Raw genomic sequence first — 22,998 nt, forward strand, 5'->3', positions numbered from 1 at the left:
ATGGGCCGGCCTATTCGGCGGCGATCCGCTCCATCGCCATGGCGCGAAGCCTGGCGCGCTGGATCTTGACGCCGTTGGCGCTGTCGGTGACGGGGAAGGCCTCCACCACATAGATCCGGGCCGGGATCTTGTAGCCGGCGAGCCGCTCGCGCAGGCGCGCGACCAGCGTCTCCTGCATTGGCGGCTCCTTCGCCGGGATCACGAAGGCGACGCAGCGCGCCTGACCCTTGAGGTCGACTGCAACCACCTGGGCATCAGCCACGCCGGCACATGATTTGAGCTCGTCCTCGATCTCGCCGGGCGCGACGAGGAAGCCGCCGAGCCGCATGGCGTCGCCCGCGCGGGTCTCGTAGACGAAGGAACCGTCGCCGCGCAGCCGGCCGATGTCGCCGGTGCGGAAGAACCCGTCCGCGGTGATCGCATCGCGCGTCGCATCCGGATTGTTGAAATAGCCGAGGAAACGTGACGGCGCGCTGATCTCGATCTCGCCGGAAACGCCTTCGGCCGCAAGTTCGCCGGTCTCGGTGTCGCGCACGCGCACGCTTGCCTCGGGTGACATCGGCCAGCCGCCGCCCTCGATGCGATCGGCGAAGGCGTCGCTGGCGCGGGCGATCGAGAATAGGGCCTGAACCTCGCTCGACCCGTAGAGGCCGAACAGCGGCAGGCCGCGCGCCTCGGCCTCCGCGGCAAGCTCGCGCCAGCCAGGCTGGAACGCGGCGAAGCCGCAGACGTCGAGATGCGGGAATGGGCGTGGCGTACCGCTGAGGGCGACAATGCGCCGGAACATCTCGTCGGAGCCGAAGGCGTGCGTGATCCCCTGCGTGCTGAGGATCTCCAGTGCCGGTGCCGCCTCGAAGGCGTCGAGCACATGGACGGTCGCGCCCGCCGCGACGAAGCCGAGCAGGCTCGTCATGCCGAACGTGCCGCAGAACGGAAGCATGGCCAGCAGCGAATGACACTGCGGATCAAGCCGAAGCGCCTTGGTGACAGAGACGGCGTGGCCCGCCAGCGTCCGCTGCGAATGCGCGACGAGCTTCGGGCCCTTGGTGGTGCCCGATGTCGTGTAGAGCAGCACCGGCAGATCGACGTCGTCCCGTGTCGGAGAGGCGGCCGGATAGGGCTTTTCGAAAGCGTCGAAGCGGACACAGGGCCAATTGGCCTTGATCGCATCCGCGCCGACCACCGCAAGCCGCTGCAGCGCCGGCACTTCGTCCTTGGCGATGTCGGCGAGGATCGCGGCAAAATCCACCGAGCGGAATGCGGCCTCGACCACCATCAGCCTGGCGCCGGACAAACGAAGCAGATGCGCGACTTCCGCGCTGCGATAGCGGGTATTGACGGCCGCGACGATCGCGCCAAGGCGGGCGGCGGCGAACAGCAGCGCGATCCATTCGATCCGGTTGACCAGCCAGACCGCGATCACGTCGCCCTTGCCGATGCCTTGCTCCGCAAGCCAGGCCGCGGTCTGCTCTATCCTTTCGGAGAACTCAGCGCGCGAGACCCGCGTGCCGTCGAATACGAAGGCGGTATCGGCGGCGGCCTCGGTCCGGATCAGCGATTGCAGTGAAAACGCGTTGGCACTCATGGCAAGGGGAGTAACCCGATCGCGCCAACCTGTCTACTTGGTGCCGAACATCCGGTCGCCGGCATCGCCCAGGCCCGGCACGATGTAGCCGTGGTCGTTGAGCCGCTCGTCGATCGCGGCGGTCCAGATCGGCACGTCAGGATGCTCGCCCTGGAATTGCGCGATGCCCTCGGGCGCGGCCAGGAGGCACACGAAGCGGATGTCGCGGGCGCCGCGGGCCTTGAGCAGAGAGGCGCCGGCGCAGGCCGAGTTGCCGGTCGCCAGCATCGGATCCATCAGGATCACGGTGCGATCCGACAGGTCCTGCGGCGCCTTGAAGTAATATTCCACGGCTTGCAACGTCTCGGGGTCGCGGTAGAGCCCGATATGGGCGATGCGCGCCGATGGCATCAGCGCCAGCATGCCGTCGAGGAAGCCGACGCCGGCGCGCAGGATCGGCGCCAGCGTGAGCTTCTTGCCGGCGATCTTGGGCGCCCGCATCGGCGCGATCGGCGTCTCGATCTCGACCAGCTCCAGCGGCAAATCCCGGGTCACCTCATAGCCAAGCAGCATCCCGATCTCGTTCAGGATCTCGCGAAAGCTCTTGGTCGAGCGATCCTTCTCCCGCATCAGCGAGAGCTTGTGCTGGACCAGGGGGTGGGCGACGATGTTGACATTGCCAGTGCTCATGAAACCGCTCTACACGTTTCCCTAGAATTGCGCCAGATCGGCCCGGCTTTTTCCGCCGGACAGGCGGCGTCAACCGGGCATCGCCACCGCGCTGCGGGCCGGGTTGCTCGCGGCATAGGCAGCCATGGTCAGTTCGCGGTTGGAGCGGAGGAGCTAGACGCCGAGCCTGCGTGCGACAAGGATGAGTGCAGCGGTTGTTCAAAGCCATCTGTCAGCACCGGCATTTTCCAGGATCCTTCCGTCAGGCTGCCTAGCCGCAATTGTCGCAAGCGAGCGGCTCGTAAAGCGGATCCAGCACAGGACGAACGGAAGGAACGCTCGGCCGCGGCACGTCCGCGGCCAATGCCCGGACCTCGACGAGGGCCGACAGCAGAGCCAGCGCGAGGTCGGAATGGCGCGCCTCGACCGCGGCGTCCAGCCAGTCCGGCAGCTCACGGGCGCGCGACAGTGCGCAATGCCACTCGCCCTCGTCATAGGCGATGCGGCGGACCTGCCACATCGGCAGCTCGAGCTCGATCAGCGCCAGCACCGCATCGGCCCAGGCCTCGACGTCGATCAGGCGCATGATGCGTGCGGGGCGTTCGCCTTGGCCGAGCGTGGGGACACGCCGGCAGGCGTGCGCGATGATGTCGAGCATCAGCGGCCGGGTCATCGCCGGTGCCGCGCGAAGCTGCTGGCTGAGGAAAGGTGGGTCGAGGCGTCGGAGAGCGGCGGTCATGTCAGGCCTCCTGGAATTGGCGTCGGTCAGTCGGCCGGCCTTGCCAGGATGGCGGGCAGTGCATTTGAAAACGAGATGGGGAAGAGGGGGGAGATATAGGGATTTCATAAGTGGCGCGTGGGTGGGCGAGGGGCGCAATCGCCCCATTCTCCGCTGTCATCCCCGCGCACGCGGGGATCCATAACCACAGGCAGTAGCTGAGGCGCAAATCAGGTCACTCCGAGTCCTCGCCCAACCTCTCCCTGTGGCTATGGATCCCGGATCTGCGCTGCGCTTGTCCGGGACGACGGGGGTTGTCTTCCGATCTCGGCCCGCGCCGGCCTTTATGAGATTCCTATATCTTCGCCATAGCCCTCATCTCGAAAACCTATGTCCGGGGTGGCACTTCAGCACGGTCGAGAATCCCGGCTGTCGCCCGTGGAAATGCATTCCATTTCCGGCGCGAGCCGCCGGGTCACCGTGAGAAAGTTGCGCCGGATCTGACGGCGCAACGAGGAGTATCGCCATGATGGACATCCTGATGCTGGTGCTGGGCTTCGTCTTCTTCGCCCTCGCGATCGGCTACACCTACGCCTGCGAACGGCTGTGACGGAGCAAACCATGATCTTCGATTATGCGCTCGCCGGTGCCGTCTCGTTCGGTCTGCTGGTCTACCTCACCTATGCGCTGCTGCGGCCCGAGCGGTTCTGACCCGTGCTGCTGCTCGTCGAATTGCTGCTGGCGGACGCGGTGCTCGTCGCCTGCCTGCTGACGGTGCTCCTGCCGCTGTTGCGGGCAAAAAGTCTGAAGGATTGCACCAAGCCTGAAGGGTTGATTCCATGACTGTGATCGGTTGGCTCCAGATCATTCTGTTTTGCGCCATTATTGTTGCGCTGGCCAAGCCGCTCGGCTGGTACATGACGCGCGTATTCAACGGCGAGCGGACGTTCCTGTCGCCGGTGCTGCGCCCGATCGAGGCCGGCATATACTGGATCTCCGGCGTCGACGAGAAGCGCGAGCAGCATTGGCTGACCTACACGGTCGCCATGCTGCTGTTCCATGTCGGCGGCTTCCTCATCATCTACGGCGTGATGCGGCTTCAGGCCGTGCTGCCCTTCAATCCGGCCGGACAGGGCGCGGTCGCTGAGGATCTTTCCTTCAACACCGCGGTCTCCTTCATCACCAACACCAACTGGCAGAACTACGGCGGCGAGAGCACGCTGTCCTATCTCGTCCAGATGCTCGCCCTGACGCATCAGAACTTCCTGTCGGCGGCAACCGGCATCGCGCTGGCGATGGCCCTGATCCGCGGCTTCTCGCGCGCCTCAATGCGCACGGTCGGCAATTTCTGGGTCGACGTGACCCGCTGCACGCTCTACGTGCTGCTGCCGATCTGCGTCGTCTACGCGCTGTTCCTGGTCTGGCAGGGCATGCCGCAGACGCTCGGCCCATATATCGAGGCGACCACGCTCGAAGGCGCCAGGCAGACCATTGCGGTCGGCCCGGTCGCTTCCCAGGTGGCGATCAAAATGCTCGGCACCAATGGCGGCGGCTTCTTCAACGCCAACGCCGCGCACCCGTTCGAGAATCCGACCGCGCTGTCGAATTTCGTGCAGATGCTGTCGATCTTCGCGCTCGGCGCCGCGATGACCAACGTGTTCGGCGGCATGGTCGGCAACCAGCGCCAGGGCTGGGCGATCCTGTCCGTGATGGGCGTGCTGTTCGTCGCAGGCGTCGCCATCACCTATTGGGCGGAGGCCAATGGCACCTCGACCATGCATGCGCTGGGCCTGACCGGCGGCAACATGGAGGGCAAGGAGGTTCGCTTCGGCATCGTCGCGTCCTCGCTGTTCGCCGTCGTCACCACGGCCGCTTCGTGCGGCGCGGTCAACGCCATGCATGACAGCTTCACCGCGCTCGGCGGCATGATCCCGCTGATCAACATGCAGCTCGGTGAGATCATCATCGGCGGCGTCGGCGCCGGCCTCTATGGCATGCTGCTGTTCGTCGTGCTCGCGATCTTCGTGGCGGGGCTGATGGTCGGCCGCACGCCGGAATATGTCGGCAAGAAGATCGAGGCACGCGAGGTCAAGATGGCGATGCTCGCGATCCTGGTGCTGCCGCTGATGTATCTCGGCTGGACCGCGGTCGGCGTGGTCTATCCGGCGGCGGTCGCCTCGATGGCCAATGCCGGCCCACACGGCTTCACCGAGGTGCTCTATGCCTTCACCTCGGCGACCGGCAACAACGGCTCGGCCTTCGCGGGCCTCACCGGCAACACGCTGTTCTACAACCTCACGCTGGCAAGCGCGATGTTCGTCGGCCGCTTCTTCATGATCGTCCCGGCGATGGCGATTGCGGGCTCGCTGGCCGCCAAGAAATCCATCCCGCCGTCGGCAGGCACCTTCCCGACCACGGGCGGGCTGTTCGTCGGCCTCGTCGTCGGCGTGATCCTGATCATCGGCGGCCTGACCTTCTTCCCGGCACTCGCGCTCGGCCCGATCGTCGAGCATCTGGCGATGAACGCTGGCAACCTCTTCTGATTGTCTGGAGTGACCTCCATGGATACGATGAAACTGCAAAAGCGTGCTGCCGTCTCGGCAATGCTCGATCCGAAGATCGTGCTGCCGGCGATCCGCGCCTCCTTCACCAAGCTCGATCCGCGGCTGATGGTCAAGAACCCCGTGATGTTCGTGGTCGAGGTCGTGGCCGCGCTGACGACGGTGATCTTCCTGCGCGACGTCGTCGCGGGCGGCGCTGGCCTCGGCTTCACCTTCCAGATCATCGTCTGGCTCTGGTTCACGGTGCTGTTCGCCAATTTCGCCGAAGCGGTGGCCGAAGGCCGCGGCAAGGCGCAGGCTGAATCGTTGCGCAAGACCCGCACCGAGAGCCAGGCCAAGCTGCTGACCGGCGCCGGCCAGGACTTCAATCTCGTGCCGGGGACCAGCCTCAAGGTCGGCGACATCGTGCTGGTCGAGGCCGGCGACACCATTCCCTCCGACGGCGAGGTGATCGAGGGCGTCGCGTCCGTGAACGAGGCCGCCATCACCGGCGAGTCCGCGCCCGTCATCCGCGAATCCGGCGGCGACCGTTCCGCGGTGACCGGCGGCACGCAGGTGCTGTCCGACTGGATCCGTGTCCGCATCACGGCGGCGCAAGGCTCGACCTTCATCGACCGCATGATCAAGCTGGTCGAAGGCGCCGAGCGGCAGAAGACGCCGAACGAGATCGCGCTCAATATCCTGCTCGCCGGTCTCACCATCATCTTCGTGTTCGCAACCGTGACCATTCCGAGCTATGCGGCCTATGCCGGCGGCTCGATCTCGGTGATCGTGCTGGTCGCGCTGTTCGTGACGCTGATCCCGACCACGATCGGCGCACTGTTGTCGGCGATCGGGATCGCCGGCATGGACCGCCTGGTGCGCTTCAACGTGCTGGCGATGTCCGGTCGCGCCGTCGAGGCCGCCGGCGATGTCGACACGCTGCTGCTGGACAAGACCGGCACCATCACGCTCGGCAACCGGCAGGCGACGGCGTTTCGCCCGGTGCGCGGCGTGACCGAGCAGGAGCTCGCCGACGCAGCCCAGCTCGCTTCCCTCGCCGACGAGACGCCGGAAGGCCGCTCCATCGTGGTGCTGGCGAAGGAGAAATACGGCATCCGCGGCCGCGACATGGCGGAGCTCGGCGCCACCTTCATTCCGTTCACGGCGCAGACCCGCATGAGCGGCGTCGATGCCGGCGGCTCGTCGGTGCGCAAGGGCGCGGTCGATGCGATGCTCAGCTATGTCGGCGGCGGCGCGCAGCTGGCGGTTGCTTCTGGCAACGCGGCGCGCGCCATTCAGCCCAGCGGGCTCTCTGAGATCGGCCGCGAGATACAGACCATCGCGGATGAGATCGCCAAGGCCGGCGGCACGCCGCTGGCGGTCGCGAGGGACGGCAAGCTGCTCGGAATCATCCAGCTCAAGGACATCGTCAAAGGCGGTATCCGCGAGCGTTTTGCCGAGCTGCGCCGCATGGGCATTCGCACCATCATGATCACCGGCGACAACCCGATGACGGCGGCTGCCATCGCAGCGGAGGCAGGGGTCGACGACTTCCTGGCGCAGGCAACCCCCGAGGACAAGCTCAAGCTGATCCGCAACGAGCAGGCCAAGGGCAAGCTGGTTGCGATGTGCGGCGACGGCACCAACGACGCCCCGGCGCTTGCGCAGGCCGACGTCGGTGTCGCCATGAACACGGGTACGCAAGCTGCCCGCGAGGCCGGCAACATGGTCGACCTCGACTCCAACCCGACCAAGCTGATCGAGGTCGTCGAGATCGGCAAGCAGCTCCTGATGACGCGCGGCGCGCTGACGACGTTCTCGATCGCCAACGACGTCGCAAAATACTTTGCGATCATTCCGGCGATGTTCCTGGCGTTCTACCCCCAGCTCAACGTCCTCAACGTCATGAATCTGTCGAGCCCGCAGAGCGCCATCCTGTCGGCGATCATCTTCAACGCGTTGATCATCATTGCGCTGATCCCGCTCGCGCTGAAGGGCGTCGCCTATCGCGCCGTCGGTGCCGGCGCGCTGCTCCGGCGCAACCTCTTGATCTACGGCCTCGGCGGCATCGTCATTCCCTTCATCGGTATCAAGGCGATCGACCTCGTCGTCGTTGCTTTACACCTGGCTTGACCGTCCCCGCGCGGTGCAAGGCGCCGCGCGCCATGACGAAGACTTAGGAGACCAACATGCTCAGAGAAATCCGCCCCGCCATCGTCCTCTTGCTGGTGCTCACCGCCATCACCGGCCTTGCCTATCCGCTGGCGATGACGGCCATCGCCGGCGCGCTCTTCCCGGCGCAGGCTCAAGGCAGCCTGATCGAGAAGGACGGCAAGGTGATCGGCTCCGCCCTGATCGGGCAGGAGTTCAGGGACAACAGATACTTCCACGGCCGTCTCTCGGCGACGGTGGCGCCCGACCCGAACGATCCGACCAAGACGGTGCCGGCGCCGTACAACGCCGCCAATTCCGGTGGCTCCAACCTCGGCCCGACCAGCAAGGCGCTGGCCGACCGGCTCAGGGAAGATGTAGACAAGCTCAAGGCTGAGAATCCGAACGCTGCCGTGCCGGTCGACCTGGTGACAACCTCCGCCAGCGGCCTCGATCCTGATATCTCGCCGGAAGCGGCGCAATTCCAGGTGCCGCGCGTGGCCAGGGCGCGGAATATGCCGGAGGATCAGGTCAAGCAGATCGTGACCGCCAATACCGAAGGCCGCTTGTTCGGTCTGATTGGCGAACCCAGGGTTAACGTTCTGGCACTGAATCTCTCGCTGGATCGCGCCGCCGCCAGGTAGCGGTCTAGGCTCGCGTCACGCAGATGATTATATTGGCAAAATGGTCCGAGAGCGCCGCGATCCCGAACAACGTCCGTCGCCCGAGGCGCTGCTGGAAGCGGCGCGGCGGGAAGGGAGCGCGAGCGGCAAGCTGAAGGTTTTCGTCGGCGCCGCCCCCGGCGTCGGCAAAACCTACGAGATGCTGCAAAGCGCCCACGCCAAGCGCAAGGCCGGCATCGACGTCGTGGTCGGCTTCGTCGAGACCCACGGCCGTGCCGAGACCGAGGCGCTGGTGCGCGGGCTCGAAGTGGTCCCGCGCAAGCGGCTCGACTATCGCGGGCAGATCGTCGAGGAGATGGATCTCGATGCGGTGATCGCGCGCCGGCCGCAGATCGCGTTGGTCGACGAGCTCGCCCACACCAATGCGCCCCTTTGCCGCCATCCCAAGCGCTATCTCGACGTCGAGGAATTGCTGTCCCACGGCATCGACGTCTACACCGCCGTCAACATCCAGCACATCGAGAGCCTGAACGACGTCGTCGCCCAGATCACCCATGTCAGGGTACGCGAGACCGTGCCGGACTCGGTGTTCGATCGCGCCGACGCGATCGAGCTGATCGACCTCACGCCCGACGATTTGATCCAGCGCCTGAAGGAGGGCAAGGTCTATGTGCCCAAGCAGGCCGAGCGTGCGCTGGAGCACTATTTCTCGCCGGGGAACCTGACGGCGTTGCGCGAGCTCGCTTTGCGCCGCACGGCGGAGCGGGTCGACGAGCAGCTCCTCAATCACATGCAGGCCAATGCGATTCCCGGGCCCTGGGCCGTCGGCGAGCGCATTCTCGTCTGCGTCAGCGAGGATCCGCGCGCCGCCGGTCTCGTCCGCTACACCAAGCGCCTGGCGGACCGGCTGCATGCCCCTTTCACCGCGGTTTCGATCGAGACGCGGCGATCGCTGCAATTGTCCGATGAGCAGCGCGACCGGCTGGCCGATACGCTGCGGCTCGCGGAATCGCTCGGCGGCGAGGCGTTGACCATTCCGGCGGTCGGTCGCCGCATCGCCGACGACGTCGTCAATTTCGCGCAAGGCAACAACGTCACCCAGATCGTGATCGGCAAGTCGACCCGCTCGCGCTGGTTCGAGATGACACGCGGCTCGGTCGTCCATGATCTGGTTCGCCGCGCGGGCAACATCACGGTTCATGTCATCGCCGGCGACGAGCTGCCGGGCGAGGGGGCGCCCAAGACGGCGGTGCAGACCGCCGTGCGGTCCGAGCCGTTCAATCCGTTGCCTTATCTGAAGGCGCTCGGCATCGTGCTGATCGGCCTTGGCGCCGCCGAGCTGATTCAGCCGCGGTTCGGCATCGAGAACGTCGACCTCGTGCTGCTGACGGCGGTGGTGGCGGTCGCGGTCCGCTACGGACTATGGCCGTCGCTGCTGGCGACTGTCGCGGCCTCGCTCTGTTACAATTTCTTCTTCCTGCCGCCGATCCACACCTTCACGATCACCGACCCGACCAACGTCGCCGCCTTCGTGCTGTTCATGGTCGTGGCCATACTCGTCTCCAACGTTGCGGCGCGCGTGCGCACCCAGGCCGATGCCGCCATCGGCCGGATCAGGATGAGCGAGCAGCTCTACGCCTTCAGCCGCAAGCTCGCCGGCACCGCAACGCTCGACGACGTGCTGTGGGCGACGGCCTACCAGATCGCGTTGATGCTGAAAGTCCGGGTGGTTTTGCTGCTGCCGGAAGCAGGTCTGCTCACGGTGAAATCCGGCTATCCGCCCGAGGACGAGCTCGATCAGGCTGATCTCGCCGCCGCCAACTGGGCCTGGAGCAACGACCGCCCCGCCGGCCGCGGCTCGGACACGCTGCCGGGTGCAAAACGGCTGTTCCTGCCGATGCGCACCGGGCGCGGCCCGATCGGGGTGATCGGCATTGACGACGACCGCACCGGTCCGCTGCTGACGCCGGACCAGCGCCGCCTGCTCGATGCGCTGGTCGACCAGGGCGCGCTCGCGATCGAGCGCGTGCTGCTGGTCGAGGACATGGACCGCGTCAAGCGCACCGTCGAATCCGAGCGGCTGCGCTCGGCGCTCCTGACCTCGATCTCGCACGATTTAAAGACGCCGCTCGCCTCGGTGCTGGGGGCGGCCTCCACCATGCGCGATCTCGCCGGCGCGCTTTCCGACACCGAGAAGCGCGACCTGCTCGCGACCGTGATCGACGAATCCGAGCGGCTGAACCGCTTCATCGCCAATCTGCTCGACATGACCAAGCTCGAGTCGGGTGCCGTCGTGCCCAACGCGGCGCTGCACGATCTCGGTGAGATCGTGGGCAGCGCGCTGCGGCGTGCAGCCAAGATTCTCACCGCACACGAGGTCGAGCTGGTGCTGGCCGCCGATCTGCCGATGCTGCAGCTCGATGCGGTGCTGTTCGAGCAGGTGCTGTTCAACCTGCTCGACAACGCTGCGAGATATTCGCCACCCGAGACCACAATCTCGATCCGCAGCCGGCGTGACAGCGATCATGTCGTGCTCGAGATCGCGGACGAGGGGGCCGGCATCCCGCCTGATGAGCTCGAGAGCGTGTTCGACAAGTTCTACCGCGTTCAGAAAGGCGATCACGTCCGTCCCGGCACGGGGCTCGGGCTCGCCATCTCGCGCGGCTTCGTCGAGGCGATGCGGGGCACGATCTCGGCCGCCAACCGCAGCGACCGCAGTGGCGCTGTCCTCACCATCCGTCTTCCCGTTCCGGCAGAGAGCCGCGCATTGGATACCGCCGCATGAGCGCTGCCCCGATCAAGGTCCTGGTCATCGACGACGAGCCGCCGATCCGCAAATTGCTGCGGATGGGGCTGACGACGCAAGGCTATGAGATCCTGGAAGCGTCGAACGGCAAGATCGCACTGGAGAAGCTCGTCGAGGAGCCGGCGCTGATCATCCTCGATCTCGGTCTGCCCGACGTGCAGGGACACGAGCTGCTGCGCACCATCCGCGCACGCAACGAAGGCGTGCCGATCGTGGTGTTGTCGAGCCGTGGCGACGAAGCCGGCAAGGTACAGGCGCTCGATCTCGGCGCCGACGATTATCTGACCAAGCCGTTCGGCATGGACGAGCTGCTGGCCCGCCTGCGCGCGGCGCTGCGGCACCAGCTCCAGGTCCAGGGCGAACGCCCGGTGTTTCGCAGCGGTGATCTCTCGGTCGATCTCGTGCGCCGCATCGTCAAGGTCGGCGAGCGCGAGGTGAAGCTGTCGCCGAAGGAATACGACCTCCTGCGCGTGCTGGTGCAGCACGCCGGCAAGGTGCTCACCCACCGCTTCCTGCTGAGGGAGCTCTGGGACGAATTGACCGACGCGCAATACTTACGCGTCTATGTCCGCCAGCTCCGCCAGAAGATCGAAGCCGACCCGGAGCGGCCGCAATTTGTGCTGACCGAGACGGGGATCGGGTACCGGTTGAAGGCGGGGGATTAGGCTCCGACTTCGACAGCCCGTAGGGTGGGCAAGGGGCAAAGCGCCGTGCCCACCATTCTCGCGATTTTGATAAAGGTGGTGGGCACGCTCCGCTTTGCCCACCCTACGATATCGAGTGTCGGGCGAGCGATCCCCTCAACCCGCCTTCCGATGTCGCGCCGTGGACCGATGCGTCTTCTTCGCGGCCCGCTGCCGTCCAGTTGCCCGCCGCGCATGCGACTTCGCGGCCGTCTTCTTGCCGCCACGTCCTTTCAGGCTCTGCTTCAGCGCATCCATCAGGCTGACGACGTTGCTGGGGCGCTCCTCGGGCTCCGGCAGCTCGATCTTCTTGCCGCTGGCCTTGCGTTTCACCAGCGCCTTCAGCGCGTTCTCGTACTCGTCCTTGAACTTGCCGGGGTCGAAATGGGCGGCCTTGGTCTGGAGAATGTGGCCCGCGAGCTCGACCATGTCCTTGGTGATCTTCGGGCTCTTGATGTCTTCGAAGAACTGGTCCTCGTCGCGCAGTTCGTAAGGAAAGCGCAGCGTGGTGCCGAGCAGGCCCTTGCCGAGCGGCTCGATCGCCATGATGTGCTCGCGGTTGGTGAGCACGATCTTGGCGAGCGCCACGCGCTCCTGGTCCTTCATGGCGTCGCGGATCACCGCAAAGGCATCGACCGCGGCCTTGCCGTCGGGTGCAAGGTAATAGGGATGGTTGAGGTAACGCTGGTCGATCTCCTCGCTCGGCACGAAGCTCTCGATGTCGATGGTGTGGTTGCTCTCGATCTGGACCGCCTCGAGCTCTTCCGGCTCGATCTCGACGTATTTGCCCTTGCGCAGCTCATAGCCGCGGCCCTTCTGGTCGCTCTCGACGACATCGCCGGTCTCGGCATCGATCATCTGCTGCTTGAGCCGGTTGCCGGTCTCGCGGTTGATCAGATGAAACCGCGTCTTCTCGGCCGCCGTGGTCGCCGGATAAAGCACGACCGGGCAGCTGACCAGCGAGAGCTTCAACGTTCCCTTCCAATAGGCGCGCGGGGCCATTCCATTCTCCAGCGTTTTCAAGGCGTTTTGGAACCCCAACCGCCCCGCGGGGTTTTGGTTCCGGATGGGACTTTGGCCGTGATAGGCTTGAATCCCCGAAAGAGAAGCGGGACCGGTCGTGCTGCAAAAACTCTCCACTTACCGACAGAAGCGTGATTTCGAGAAGACACCGGAGCCGTCGGGCAAGACGGCGGTGACGCCGTCGAAGCAGCGGCGCTTCGTGATCCAGAAGCACGATGCGAGCCGGCTGCATTATGATCTCAGGCTCGAATTCGACGGCGTGTTCAAGTCCTGGGCGGTGACCAAGGGTCCCTCGCTCGATCCGCACGACAAGCGGCTGGCGGTCGAGGTCGAGGACCATCCGCTCGACTATGGCGATTTCGAAGGCACGATTCCGGAAGGGCAATACGGCGGCGGCACGGTGATGCTGTGGGATCGCGGCACCTGGGAGTCGGAAGATCCCGAACGCGGCTTCAAGAAGGGCGATCTGAAGTTCACACTGCATGGGGACAAGCTGCAGGGAAGCTGGGTCCTGGTCCGCATGCGCAACGACCGTACCGGCGGCAAGCGCACCAACTGGCTCTTGATCAAGCACCGCGACGAATTCGTCCGCGAAGGGGCCAAGAACGACATTCTCGACGAGGACAAATCGGTCGCCTCCGGCCGTGCGATGGAGCAGATCGCCGAGGGCAAGGGGCGCGCGCCAAAGCCGTTCATGCTGGCCAAGGGTGCCAAGACCAAGGCCGACGCGGTCTGGCAATCCAACCGGGCCGAGGAAGCGAAAGGGCAAACGGTCAAGCCGGCGCCACGTACGGCGTTGAAGGGCGGCAAGATCTCTAAGAGCGGGGCGGCGAAGAAGAAGGCCACAACTGCCACCAGTGGCAAGAAGGTCACCGAGATGCCGGACTTCGTGCCGCCGCAGCTCTGCACCTCGGTCGAGCGGCCGCCGGGCGGCGAGGGCTGGTGCCACGAGATCAAATTCGACGGCTACCGCGTGCAGCTCCGGGTCGAGGACGGCAAGGCGACGCTGAAGACGCGCAAGGGCCTCGACTGGACCGACAAGTTCGCCTCGATCGCGAACGAGGCGGCTGCGCTGCCGGACGTGATGATCGACGGGGAGATCGTGGCGCTCGATCACGACGGTGCGCCGAATTTCTCCTCGCTCCAGGCCGCGCTGTCGGACGGCAAGACTGAAGAGCTGATCTTCTTTGCCTTTGACCTCCTGTTCGCGGAGGATCTCGATTTTCGGCGTCTGCCGCTCGGCGAGCGCAAGGCGCGGCTGAAGCAGCTGCTGGGAGCGCGCAGGCGGAAATCGGCTCAGATCCGCTATGTCGAGCATTTCGAGAGCGGCGGCGATGCGGTGCTGCAATCGGCCTGCAAGCTCGAGCTGGAGGGCGTGGTGTCAAAGAAGCTGGAGGCGCCCTATCGCTCCGGCCGCACCGAGAGTTGGACCAAGGCAAAGTGCCGTGCTGGCCATGAGGTCGTGATCGGCGGCTACAAGACCACCAACGGCAAATTCCGTTCGCTGATGGCCGGCGTGCATCGCGGCGATCATCTTGTTTTCGTCGGCATGGTCGGCACCGGCTTCGGCGCGGACAAGGTCAAGCGCATCATGCCGTCCCTGAAGGCCATGGAGGCCAAGGAGAGCCCCTTCGGCGGCAAGAACGCGCCGAAGAAGAGCCGCGAGGTGCACTGGCTGAAGCCGGAACTCGTCGCCGAGATCGAGTTCGCCGGCTTCACCGCCGACGGCAATATCCGCCAGGCCGCGTTCAAGGGCCTGCGGCAGGACAAGCCCGCCGAGGAAGTCGAGGCGGAGACGCCTGTCGACACCGAGCTCGCCGAGCCCACGCCCCGCAAGCGCGCGGCGAAGACAGCCAAGCGATCGAAGGACACCGGCACCGCCGAGGTGATGGGCGTCGTCATCTCCAAGCCGGACAAGGAGCTGTGGCCCGACGGCGGTGACGGCGAGGGCGTGACGAAGCTGGATCTCGCGCGCTATTTCGAGGCGGTCGGGACCTGGATGATCGAACATCTGAAAGGGCGCCCGTGCTCGATCGTGCGTGCGCCCGACGGCATCGGCGGCGAGACGTTCTTCCAGCGTCATGCCATGCAGGGCACCTCGAATTTGCTCGAGCTGGCCAAGGTCTCGGGCGATCGCAAGCCGTATTTGCAGATCGATCGCGTCGAAGGGCTGGCCGCCGTCGCGCAGATCGGCGGCGTCGAGCTGCATCCCTGGAACTGCGCGCCTGATGCCTACGATACGCCGGGCCGGCTGGTGTTCGATCTCGATCCGGCGCCGGATGTGGAGTTCGCCGATGTCGTCGAGGCCGCCAAGGACATGCGTCAGCGGCTCACGGACCTCGGCATGGAGAGCTTCTGCAAGACCACGGGCGGCAAGGGCCTGCACGTGGTGGTGCCGCTGCTCCACGGCGCGCGCGACAAGGTGAGCTGGAAGGAAGCCAAGGCCTTCGCGCAGGGCGTCTGCCAGTGGATGGCCGACGACGATCCAGAGCGCTATCTGCTCAACATGTCGAAGAAGCTACGCAAGGGGAAGATCTTCCTCGACTATCTCCGTAACGACCGGATGTCGACGGCGGTGGCCCCGCTGTCGCCGCGTGCGCGGGCCGGAGCCACGGTTTCGATGCCCGTCACGTGGGCGCAGGTCAAGAGCGATCTCGATCCGAAGCGCTATACGCTGCGGACCGTGCCGGGCCTGCTGCCGCGGTCGAAGGCGTGGGAGGGCTATGACGATGCGGCCGCGTCGATCAAGGCGACGATCAAGAAGCTTGCGGAGAAGATGAAGTAGGGTGGATTAGACGGCGCAGCCCCTGCTCCAGCCGCGACACTCGTAGCGTGGGCAAAGCGAAGCGTGCCCACCACCTTCTTGTTGCGGCGAGGGAAGGTGGGCACGGCGCAAGAGCGCCTTTGCCCACCCTACGAAATCCTCGCTGGGTCGCTAGATCCGTCCCATCAGCAGCAGGATCAGCAGAATGACGATGACCAGTCCGAGGCCGCCGCCGCCGTAATAGCCGGTGCCGTAGAACGGGCCGCCGCCGATGCCGCTGAAGCCGCCAAGCAGGGCGATGACCAGAATGATCAGAATGATCGTACCGATTGACATGCGAATCTCCTCAGCCCTTTGTTGCAAGGGTCGTTTGCACCTGTCCCCTCGTGCGAGGGCAACTTGCCGCAGGGTTTTAGGTTCCGTTTTTGAAACAGGGCCACAGGTCCAAGTTGCATGGAACCTTTGCCGCGTCGTCCGGCATGACTATGTGAGGATCGATCATCACGGGGCAGGGCCATGTCAGCACCGCTTGTCGTTTCAATTCCGCATCATCTCGGCCGCGAGGAGGCGGTCCGCCGGCTCAAGACCGGGCTCGGCCGGGCGGCAGCCAGCATTCCGGTGATGCAGGTCGAGGAGGAACGCTGGACCGGCGACAGCATGGCCTTTCGCATTCGCGCGCTCGGGCAGATCGCGACGGGTCAGGTCGACGTCGCCGAAGACCATGTCAAGGTCCAGGTGGTGCTGCCCTGGCTGTTGCAGCGCTTTGCCGAGATGGCGCAGGCCACGATCAGGAAGCGCGGGCAGTTGCTGCTGACCAAGGACGACGGAAAGTAGCTTCAGGCGCGCACGCGCGGGCGCGCGGGCCTGATGGCGCTTGCCGTGCGGGCCTCGATGACAGCGGCGGGAAAATCACGGAAAGCCTGCGTGACCGGCAGTTCGTGGCCCTCATGGCCTGTCGCGGCATAGCCCGTGATATCGACGGTCGCGTCAATTCCCTCCACCGCGGGCCATTCCCGGCCCGCTTGGGTAAACGGCGCGAACTGGCGCCCGACCACGACGATCGCCGCAGCGCGGCCATGGCGCCGGGCGTAGGCAATGACATGGTCGGCATGGGCGCCGCGCACCGCCAGCGGCTGATAGTCGCCTTGAGCGAAGACGTCGGCGAGTTCATTGCGCAGCTTGAGAAGACGCCGTGTCCAGGCCAGCTTGATCAGGCCGTCGGGCCAGCTCTTGGTCAGGCCACGCCAATCCGGATCGTCCAGTGAACTCAGCGCCGCGTGCCGCGCGCCAAAATCGACCGGGCGACGGTTGTCGGGGTCGACCAGTGACAGGTCCCAGAACTCGGTGCCCTGGTAGAAGTCGGGCACGCCGGGCAAGGTGGCCTTGAGGGTGAGCTGGCTCAGAGAATTCAAGGCGCCGAGCAGCGCCAGGCGCCGGGCCAGCGTTTGCAGTGAATCCAGGAATTCACCGGATAGTGCGGGATCGAGAATCTTGTCGATGAAGCTCTTGGCGCCGTTCTCATAGGCTTCATGCGGGTTGAGCCAGCTCGTCTCTTCCTTGCCCTCGCGCGCGGCCTTCAGCGCATAGGCCTGGATGCGCTCGACGAAGCCGGCATCGACCGGTCCCTGCAGCGGCCAGGCTCCGAGCAGGGTCTGGTAGAGCATGTATTCGAACGTCGCCGACGGCGCGCGGTAATTGCCATGGAGCGTGAGGTGTGGCGCGTTCAGCACCTTCCATCGCGCCACCGCGCTGGTCCATTCGCCGGGAATCTCGCTGATCGCCGCGATGCGCGCGCGGGCGTCCTCGCCGCGCTTGGTGTCGTGGGTGGCGGTCGCCGTCATTCCCAATGGCCATTCCTTGGCGCGGGCCTGCATGGTCTCGTGGAAGGTGGAAATCGTGAGCCCGGTGCTGGCGGGATCGCCGCCGACCTCGTTCAGCGCGAGCAGCCGGTGGAATTGATAGAACGCGGTGTCCTCCAGCGACTTCGCCATCATCGGCCCGGTGAATTGCTGCACCTTCAGCGCGAAACGACGCACGCGCGGGGCGCTGTGCGGGGGGCGGCCGGGCTTGAGCAGGTCCATGGTCAGCGCGTCGCGCAGGAAGTCGAAGATGCCTTCGTCCGCGGCGAACCATTCCGCGCGGGCGCGCGCGATGGTGTCATCGATCAGCTTGCGGTCGGGCGCGGTCGGGCCGCTGTTGGTCAGATAGGTGCGGTACACCGGGAAATGCAGCACATAGAGCTCCAGCGCCTGCCGCAAACTGTCGGCGGAGAAATCGCGCGTCGAGTAATGCCCGTTGGCGATGCGCGCGAGCAGGCGGGTCAGCACGGTGAATTCGCTGGTGAGCAGCGTCTCCAGCACGCGCCGCTTGGCGTCCTTGACGTAAGGCGCAAGCCGCGGCGGCCGGTTGCTGACCTGCCGCCAGGTCTCGTCCAGCGCCCCCAGGCCCCCGGCCTCGACCAGCGCATGGGTGATGACGTTCATCCATTCATAGCCGGTGGTGCCCTGAACGCCGGCGAGGTGCGGCAGGCGTTCGTGCTCGCACAGGATCTTCTCGATCACGGTGTAGAACGGCTTTGTATTTCCTTGCGCGTCGCGCACCAGCCGGCGCAGCCGCTGGCAATATTGCGCGGGGTCGCGCAGGCCGTCGATGTGATCGAGCCGGATGCCCTGCAGCTTGCCGCTGGCGATGAGCTGCTTCACCAGCCGGTGCGTGGCGGCGAAGGTGCTCGCGTCCTCGACGCGCAGACCTGCGAGCCCGTTGACGTCGAAGAAGCGGCGATAGTTAATATCGCTGGAGGCAAGCCGCCAGTGCCCGAGCTTGTAGTGCTGGCGCTCCAGCAGATGGTGCAGCGCCAGCGTCTGCGCGGGACGATCCTTGGCGGCACGATAGGCGGCAAGGCCGCGTGCGATCACCTCGGCAGCACCAGGGATCTCCCTGAGCTCGGTCTTGAACGCCGGTGCCTCCTTGCGATTGGGACGACGCAATCCCGTATAGCGCGCCGCAAGCGACAGCAGAAGTTCGCCGGCCTCCGTCTCGGCGGCATCCGCTTCCTTCACGATCATGCGCAGCATCTCGCCATAGCGCTCCGGCGCGACGGGCAGGCGATGCTCGAAATACCAGGCAGAGAAGCTTCCCTGGTCCGGATCGTAGCGTAGCTCGATGTCGCCGCGCTCGAGCGCCTCGCCATAGGACGCGCCGAGGATGGGCAGCAGCACACCGCCGCGGGCGCGATAGGCGAGCTGATCCCAGTCGATGTCGAAGGAGACCGCGTGGGGCGAGGCCTGGCCCCATTCCAGCACGTCGAGCCACCAGGGATTGTCGGCAAAATGCACGCCGACATGGTTGGGTACGAAGTCGATGATGAGGCCGAGGTCGTGCTTGGTCAGCGCCTCGCTCAGCCGGGCGAAGCCGGCCTCGCCGCCAAGCTCCGGATTGAACTGGCTGTGATCGACGGTGTCGTAGCCATGGGTCGAGCCCTTGCGCGCCTTCATCACCGGCGAGGCATAGAGATGCGTGATCCCCAGCGCCTTCAGATAGGGGACCACCGCGGCCGCCTTGTCGAAGTCGAAATTCGCGGTGAGCTGAAGCCGATAGGTCGCGAGCGGAATGGCGGGAGGCATCCTAACCTCCGAGGCGCCAGACCACCGACCAGGGCGGAAGCCGGTCGCCGGTCTCGCCGCCCCAGATCGGCGTACCCGCGCTGACATTGGAGACGATCTCGTGGTCCGACAGGTTGGCGATCAGGCGCAGCACCGTGCCGTCGCCCATGCGCCAATGCGCGGTGAGCAGGCCGCTATCGGCCGCCTCGGCTTCGCCGAAACTCGCGCCCCTCAGCCGCGGCATGATCTCCTTGCGGCGAAGCGCAAGCAGCTCCCGGACCAGCGCGAGCCGCGCGTCCTGCTGCGGCGTGCGGCCGGTCCAGTCGAGCACGGCCGATTGCAGCGTTGCCGGATCGAGCGGGTTGGGCACCTCGTCGCCGTACTTCTCGTAAGCCCAGGCATATTCCTGCTTACGCCCCTTGCGGACGGCATCGGCGAGTTCGCCGTGGAAATCGCAGAAGAACGGAAAAGGCGCCGTGGAGCCCCATTCCTCGCCCTGAAACAGCATCGGCACCATCGGCGCGAGCAGTGTCACTGCAAGCGCCGCTTCGATCTGCTGCGATGATGCCAGGCTCTCGAGCCGGTCGCCGAGCGGACGATTGCCGATCTGGTCGTGGTTTTGCAGGAAATTGACGAAGGTCGCCGGCGGCAGCTTGCCGCTCGGCTCGCCGCGCGGCTTCTTGCCCCAGAACTCCGAAACCTCGCCCTGGTAGACGAAGCCGGAGGCCAGCGCGCGGGCGAGATCGAGCCGTGGCGTTTGATAATCCGCGTAGTATCCGGCGAGCTCGCCGGTCAGCATCACGTGCCAGACGTGGTGATAATCGTCGTTCCACTGTCCCCGATATTTGCCGTTCGGCGGCTCCTGCGCCGCGTCGAGCAGGCTGGCGCGATTGTCGCCGTTCTCCAGCACGAGGTGGATGCGCCGCCCCGTGGCCTTGGCAAGCTCGCCGGCGGCGACGCTGAGGTCCTGCAGCATCGACTGCTCGCCGGGGATTGCCATGATGTGATTGGCGGCATCCAGCCTCAGGCCGTCGAAACGGTAGTCGCTGAGCCAGGACAGCGCGTTCTCGACCGCGAATGCGCGCACCTGCGGCACGCGATAGTCGATCGCACTGCCCCAGGGCGTGTGAGCATCGGTGAAGAAGGTCGGCGCATAGCGGCCGAGATAATTCCCCTCGGGCCCGAAATGATTGTAGACGACGTCGAGGAATACCATCAGCCCGCGCAGATGCGCTTCGTCGATCAGCGTCTTCAGGTCTTCGGGCCGGCCATAGGCGCTGTCGGGCGCGTACCACAGCACGCCGTCATAGCCCCAGCCGCGGCGCCCGGCGAAATCGGCCAGCGGCATCAATTCCAGCGCGGTGATGCCCGTTGCGACAAGATGATCGAGCTTGTCGATCATGGCGCGGTAAGTGCCTTGGGAGGTGAAGGTGCCGACATGAGTCTCGATCAGCACCGTCTCTTCCCAGGGCCGGCCGCGCCAATCGCGCGCACGCCACGAAAAGGCGTCGTGATCGATCACCTCGCTCGGGCCGAACACATCCTCGGGCTGAAAGGCCGAGGCGGGATCGGGTACCTCGATCTCGTCGTCGATCCTGAACTTGTAGGGACTGCCGGCGGTGAGGCCGGAAATATCCGCCACGTACCAGCCATCCTGCCGGCGCTGCATCGCGTGTCTTCGGTCGAGCAGGAGGTCGACACGGCGAGCGCCAGGCGCCCACAGGCGGAACGACACGCCGTCCTTTGTCGGCCTCGCCCCGAAGGATGGCCTCATAGCGCCCCCGCGAAGGCGAGCACGGAGCGCGGCGGCGCCTTGCTATCGCTCCCGGGCGGGAACTCGACCGTATTCAGCTTGGCATCGGTCGTGTTCAAGATCTGTTGCCAGCTCTTGTATTCGGGCATTTTGGGCAATTTGAATGCGATCTCTTCGGGGGCGGCGTTCAGTACGATAAAGATCGCGGCCCCACCCGGTTCCATCGGGCCCATCACATAGGAGAGGAATCTTCCCTCCGGGAATTTCCAGTCGTTCTCCGTCATCTCGTCACCCGCAGGTGTCAGCCACAATGTGCCGTACGACACGCCGTCTGCGGGGCGGCCGTCGAGCCAGCGATGGCTGCGAAGTTGCGAGAACCGGCGGCGGATGTCGGCGAGATGGCCGACGAAATCGACCATGTCGTCGCCCTCTTTGCCGAGATTGTCCCAGCCGACCCAGCCGATCTCGTTGTCCTGGCAATAGGCGTTGTTGTTGCCGGATTGCGAGTTGCCGACCTCGTCGCCGGCGAGGATCAGCGGAACACCCTGCGCCAGCATCAGACAGGCCAGCACGTTCTTGCGAAGCTGGCGGCGCAGGGCGATGATATCAGGATCGTCGGTCGGACCCTCGACACCGCAATTGTTGCTGTGGTTGTCGTTGGAGCCGTCGCGGTTGTCCTCGCCGTTGGCCTCGTTGTGCTTCTCGTTGTAGCTGAAGAGGTCGGCGAGCGTGAAGCCGTCGTGGACGGTGATGTGATTGATGCTGGCGCGCGGCCGCCGTCCGTCATGGTTGAACAGGTCGGAGGATGCCGTCATCCGACTGGAGATGTCGCCGATTAGGCTGCCTTCGCCGCTCCAGTAGCGGCGCATGGCGCTGCGATAGCGATCATTCCATTCCGACCATTGCGAGGGGAATGCGCCGACCTGGTAACCGCCGAGGCCAAGGTCCCAGGGTTCGGCGACGAGCTTGACCGTCGCGAGCACCGGATCCTGCCGGATCGCGGTCAAGAACGAGATGCCGCGATCATAACCGTTCGGTCCGCGCGCGAGCGTGGTGGCGAGGTCGAAGCGGAAGCCGTCGACGTGGCAGACCTCGACCCAGTAGCGCAAGGAATCCATCACCATCTGCAGCACGCGCGGATGGGTGAGATTGACCGACGAGCCGCAACCGGTGAAGTCGTCGTAATAGCGCGGGTTCTCGCGGTTGAGCCAGTAATAGGAGGCGTTGTCGATGCCGCGGTAGCACAGCGTCGGACCAAGATGGTTGCCTTCGGCGGTGTGGTTGTAGACGACGTCGAGCATCACCTCGATGCCGGCATCGTGCAGGCGCGCCACCGTGGTGCGGAAGGAGTCGAGCGCGTTGTCCTGGGCGTAGCGCAGCTCCGGCGCGAAGAACGAGAGCGAGTTGTAGCCCCAGTAATTGGCGAGCTTCTTCTCCACCAGGATGCGGTCGTCGACGAAGCTGTGCACCGGCAGCAGCTCGACCGTGGTGACGCCGAGCTTCTTCAGGTGCTCGATCATCGCCGGCGAAGACAGCCCGCCATAGGTGCCCCGCAGGTTCGGTGGCACGTCGTCGCGCTTCTGGGTCAAACCCTTGACGTGAGCCTCGTAGATGACGGTGTCTTCCCATGGGATGTTGGGACGGATCTCGCGGCGGCCCCAGTTGAAGGTCTCGTCGACCACGACGGCCTTGGGCATGCCGCGGGCATTGTCGCGCCGGTCGAAGGAGAGATCCTCGCGCGCGCTTCCGGTGCGGTAGGCAAAATGCGCATCGCTCCAGACCAGGCGTCCCGCGAGCCGCTTGGCATAGGGATCGAGCAGCAGCTTGTTCGCGTTGAAGCGGTGGCCGTGCTCAGGCTCGTAGGGGCCGTGCACGCGATAGCCGTAGAGCTGGCCGGGCGAGACGTCGTTGAGATAGCCGTGCCAGACATCCTCGGTTCTTTCAGGCAGCTCGATGCGTTCGAGCTCGCGGCGGCCTTGCGCGTCGAACAGGCAGAGTTCCACCTTCTGTGCGTTCGCGGAGAACAGCGCGAAATTGGTGCCGCGTCCGTCCCAGCTTGCGCCGAGGCGTGCAGGCGATCCAGCAGTCAGGCGCATGTG

General features: G+C 65.5%; 17 protein-coding genes. 9 read left to right on the forward strand and 8 right to left on the reverse strand.

Annotation, left to right across the window (positions count from 1 at the left end; all coding sequences use genetic code 11):
* Window positions 1-10 precede the first annotated feature (10 nt).
* The 3 genes from CIT37_RS10340 to CIT37_RS10350 all read right to left on the reverse strand — a co-directional run bounded on the left by CIT37_RS10340 (window position 11) and on the right by CIT37_RS10350 (window position 2,972).
* Window positions 11-1,585, reverse strand: a complete 1,575-nt coding sequence (locus CIT37_RS10340) for an AMP-binding protein (RefSeq protein WP_095425987.1) — start codon at window positions 1,583-1,585, stop codon at window positions 11-13.
* Between the two features lie 33 nt (window positions 1,586-1,618).
* Window positions 1,619-2,254 carry a uracil phosphoribosyltransferase gene (gene upp, locus CIT37_RS10345; protein ID WP_028145689.1) on the reverse strand — a complete coding sequence of 212 codons (636 nt, stop codon included), beginning with the start codon at window positions 2,252-2,254 and terminating at the stop codon, window positions 1,619-1,621.
* A gap of 250 nt (window positions 2,255-2,504) precedes the next feature.
* A complete protein-coding gene (locus CIT37_RS10350; RefSeq protein ID WP_161966365.1) occupies window positions 2,505-2,972 on the reverse strand; it encodes a hypothetical protein in 468 nt (155 codons plus the stop codon).
* A 600-nt stretch (window positions 2,973-3,572) separates the two neighbouring features.
* On the opposite strand from CIT37_RS10350, the gene CIT37_RS10355 reads away from it, so the two are divergent.
* From CIT37_RS10355 to CIT37_RS10385, 7 genes are read left to right on the forward strand one after another with little or no spacing between them, the layout of a single operon-like run.
* Window positions 3,573-3,662: a K(+)-transporting ATPase subunit F gene (locus CIT37_RS10355; protein ID WP_018641117.1), complete on the forward strand. Its 90-nt coding sequence runs from the start codon at window positions 3,573-3,575 to the stop codon at window positions 3,660-3,662.
* Between the two features lie 3 nt (window positions 3,663-3,665).
* Window positions 3,666-3,794 carry a hypothetical protein gene (locus CIT37_RS10360; RefSeq protein ID WP_256379457.1) on the forward strand — a complete coding sequence of 43 codons (129 nt, stop codon included), beginning with the start codon at window positions 3,666-3,668 and terminating at the stop codon, window positions 3,792-3,794.
* On the forward strand, window positions 3,791-5,494 hold the full coding sequence (gene kdpA / locus CIT37_RS10365) for a potassium-transporting ATPase subunit KdpA (protein ID WP_095425990.1): 1,704 nt from the start codon (window positions 3,791-3,793) through the stop codon (window positions 5,492-5,494). The genes CIT37_RS10360 and kdpA overlap by 4 nt, the downstream gene beginning before the upstream one ends.
* 18 nt (window positions 5,495-5,512) lie before the next feature.
* Window positions 5,513-7,627: a potassium-transporting ATPase subunit KdpB gene (gene kdpB / locus CIT37_RS10370; protein ID WP_038951115.1), complete on the forward strand. Its 2,115-nt coding sequence runs from the start codon at window positions 5,513-5,515 to the stop codon at window positions 7,625-7,627.
* Between the two features lie 56 nt (window positions 7,628-7,683).
* Window positions 7,684-8,289: a K(+)-transporting ATPase subunit C gene (locus CIT37_RS10375; protein ID WP_038951114.1), complete on the forward strand. Its 606-nt coding sequence runs from the start codon at window positions 7,684-7,686 to the stop codon at window positions 8,287-8,289.
* Window positions 8,290-8,329: 40 nt separating this feature from the next.
* Window positions 8,330-11,053, forward strand: coding sequence for a DUF4118 domain-containing protein (locus tag CIT37_RS10380; RefSeq protein ID WP_038951113.1), 2,724 nt, complete (start codon window positions 8,330-8,332; stop codon window positions 11,051-11,053).
* Window positions 11,050-11,739, forward strand: a complete 690-nt coding sequence (locus CIT37_RS10385) for a response regulator (protein ID WP_028145683.1) — start codon at window positions 11,050-11,052, stop codon at window positions 11,737-11,739. Before CIT37_RS10380 ends, CIT37_RS10385 begins: the two co-directional genes overlap by 4 nt.
* 135 nt (window positions 11,740-11,874) lie before the next feature.
* Here CIT37_RS10385 and ku read toward each other — a convergent pair whose 3' ends face one another.
* Window positions 11,875-12,759, reverse strand: coding sequence for a non-homologous end joining protein Ku (gene ku / locus CIT37_RS10390; protein ID WP_038951112.1), 885 nt, complete (start codon window positions 12,757-12,759; stop codon window positions 11,875-11,877).
* 118 nt (window positions 12,760-12,877) lie between these two features.
* On the opposite strand from ku, the gene ligD reads away from it, so the two are divergent.
* Window positions 12,878-15,565 (forward strand): DNA ligase D, encoded by a 2,688-nt coding sequence (gene ligD / locus CIT37_RS10395; protein ID WP_095425991.1) that lies wholly within the window; start codon window positions 12,878-12,880, stop codon window positions 15,563-15,565.
* Window positions 15,566-15,715: 150 nt separating this feature from the next.
* On the opposite strand, the gene CIT37_RS10400 is transcribed toward ligD, so the two are convergent.
* Window positions 15,716-15,880 (reverse strand): DUF3309 family protein, encoded by a 165-nt coding sequence (locus CIT37_RS10400; RefSeq protein ID WP_018318514.1) that lies wholly within the window; start codon window positions 15,878-15,880, stop codon window positions 15,716-15,718.
* A 180-nt stretch (window positions 15,881-16,060) separates the two neighbouring features.
* On the opposite strand from CIT37_RS10400, the gene CIT37_RS10405 reads away from it, so the two are divergent.
* Window positions 16,061-16,378: a polyhydroxyalkanoic acid system family protein gene (locus CIT37_RS10405; protein ID WP_028145680.1), complete on the forward strand. Its 318-nt coding sequence runs from the start codon at window positions 16,061-16,063 to the stop codon at window positions 16,376-16,378.
* A gap of 2 nt (window positions 16,379-16,380) precedes the next feature.
* On the opposite strand, the gene treY is transcribed toward CIT37_RS10405, so the two are convergent.
* From treY to glgX, 3 genes are read right to left on the reverse strand one after another with little or no spacing between them, the layout of a single operon-like run.
* Window positions 16,381-19,167 (reverse strand): malto-oligosyltrehalose synthase, encoded by a 2,787-nt coding sequence (treY, locus tag CIT37_RS10410; protein ID WP_095425992.1) that lies wholly within the window; start codon window positions 19,165-19,167, stop codon window positions 16,381-16,383.
* A 1-nt stretch (window position 19,168) separates the two neighbouring features.
* On the reverse strand, window positions 19,169-20,920 hold the full coding sequence (gene treZ, locus CIT37_RS10415) for a malto-oligosyltrehalose trehalohydrolase (protein ID WP_095425993.1): 1,752 nt from the start codon (window positions 20,918-20,920) through the stop codon (window positions 19,169-19,171).
* A complete protein-coding gene (gene glgX / locus CIT37_RS10420) occupies window positions 20,917-22,995 on the reverse strand; it encodes a glycogen debranching protein GlgX (protein ID WP_095425994.1) in 2,079 nt (692 codons plus the stop codon). Before glgX ends, treZ begins: the two co-directional genes overlap by 4 nt.
* Window positions 22,996-22,998: the final 3 nt, after the last annotated feature.

The organism is Bradyrhizobium ottawaense, assembly GCF_002278135.3.
Lineage (GTDB): Bacteria > Pseudomonadota > Alphaproteobacteria > Rhizobiales > Xanthobacteraceae > Bradyrhizobium > Bradyrhizobium ottawaense.

Bases quoted from the DNA above. Each gene is read 5' to 3' on its own strand.
- CIT37_RS10380 (WP_038951113.1), top strand. From the start codon at position 8,330: ATGGTCCGAGAGCGCCGCGATCCCGAACAACGTCCGTCGCCCGAGGCG.
- CIT37_RS10405 (WP_028145680.1), top strand. From the start codon at position 16,061: ATGTCAGCACCGCTTGTCGTTTCAATTCCGCATCATCTCGGCCGCGAG.
- treZ (WP_095425993.1), bottom strand. From the start codon at position 20,920: ATGAGGCCATCCTTCGGGGCGAGGCCGACAAAGGACGGCGTGTCGTTC.
- kdpA (WP_095425990.1), top strand. From the start codon at position 3,791: ATGACTGTGATCGGTTGGCTCCAGATCATTCTGTTTTGCGCCATTATT.
- treY (WP_095425992.1), bottom strand. From the start codon at position 19,167: ATGCCTCCCGCCATTCCGCTCGCGACCTATCGGCTTCAGCTCACCGCG.
- CIT37_RS10400 (WP_018318514.1), bottom strand. From the start codon at position 15,880: ATGTCAATCGGTACGATCATTCTGATCATTCTGGTCATCGCCCTGCTT.
- CIT37_RS10340 (WP_095425987.1), bottom strand. From the start codon at position 1,585: ATGAGTGCCAACGCGTTTTCACTGCAATCGCTGATCCGGACCGAGGCC.
- ku (WP_038951112.1), bottom strand. From the start codon at position 12,759: ATGGCCCCGCGCGCCTATTGGAAGGGAACGTTGAAGCTCTCGCTGGTC.
- kdpB (WP_038951115.1), top strand. From the start codon at position 5,513: ATGGATACGATGAAACTGCAAAAGCGTGCTGCCGTCTCGGCAATGCTC.
- CIT37_RS10375 (WP_038951114.1), top strand. From the start codon at position 7,684: ATGCTCAGAGAAATCCGCCCCGCCATCGTCCTCTTGCTGGTGCTCACC.
- upp (WP_028145689.1), bottom strand. From the start codon at position 2,254: ATGAGCACTGGCAATGTCAACATCGTCGCCCACCCCCTGGTCCAGCAC.
- glgX (WP_095425994.1), bottom strand. From the start codon at position 22,995: ATGCGCCTGACTGCTGGATCGCCTGCACGCCTCGGCGCAAGCTGGGAC.
- CIT37_RS10355 (WP_018641117.1), top strand. From the start codon at position 3,573: ATGATCTTCGATTATGCGCTCGCCGGTGCCGTCTCGTTCGGTCTGCTG.
- CIT37_RS10350 (WP_161966365.1), bottom strand. From the start codon at position 2,972: ATGACCGCCGCTCTCCGACGCCTCGACCCACCTTTCCTCAGCCAGCAG.
- CIT37_RS10385 (WP_028145683.1), top strand. From the start codon at position 11,050: ATGAGCGCTGCCCCGATCAAGGTCCTGGTCATCGACGACGAGCCGCCG.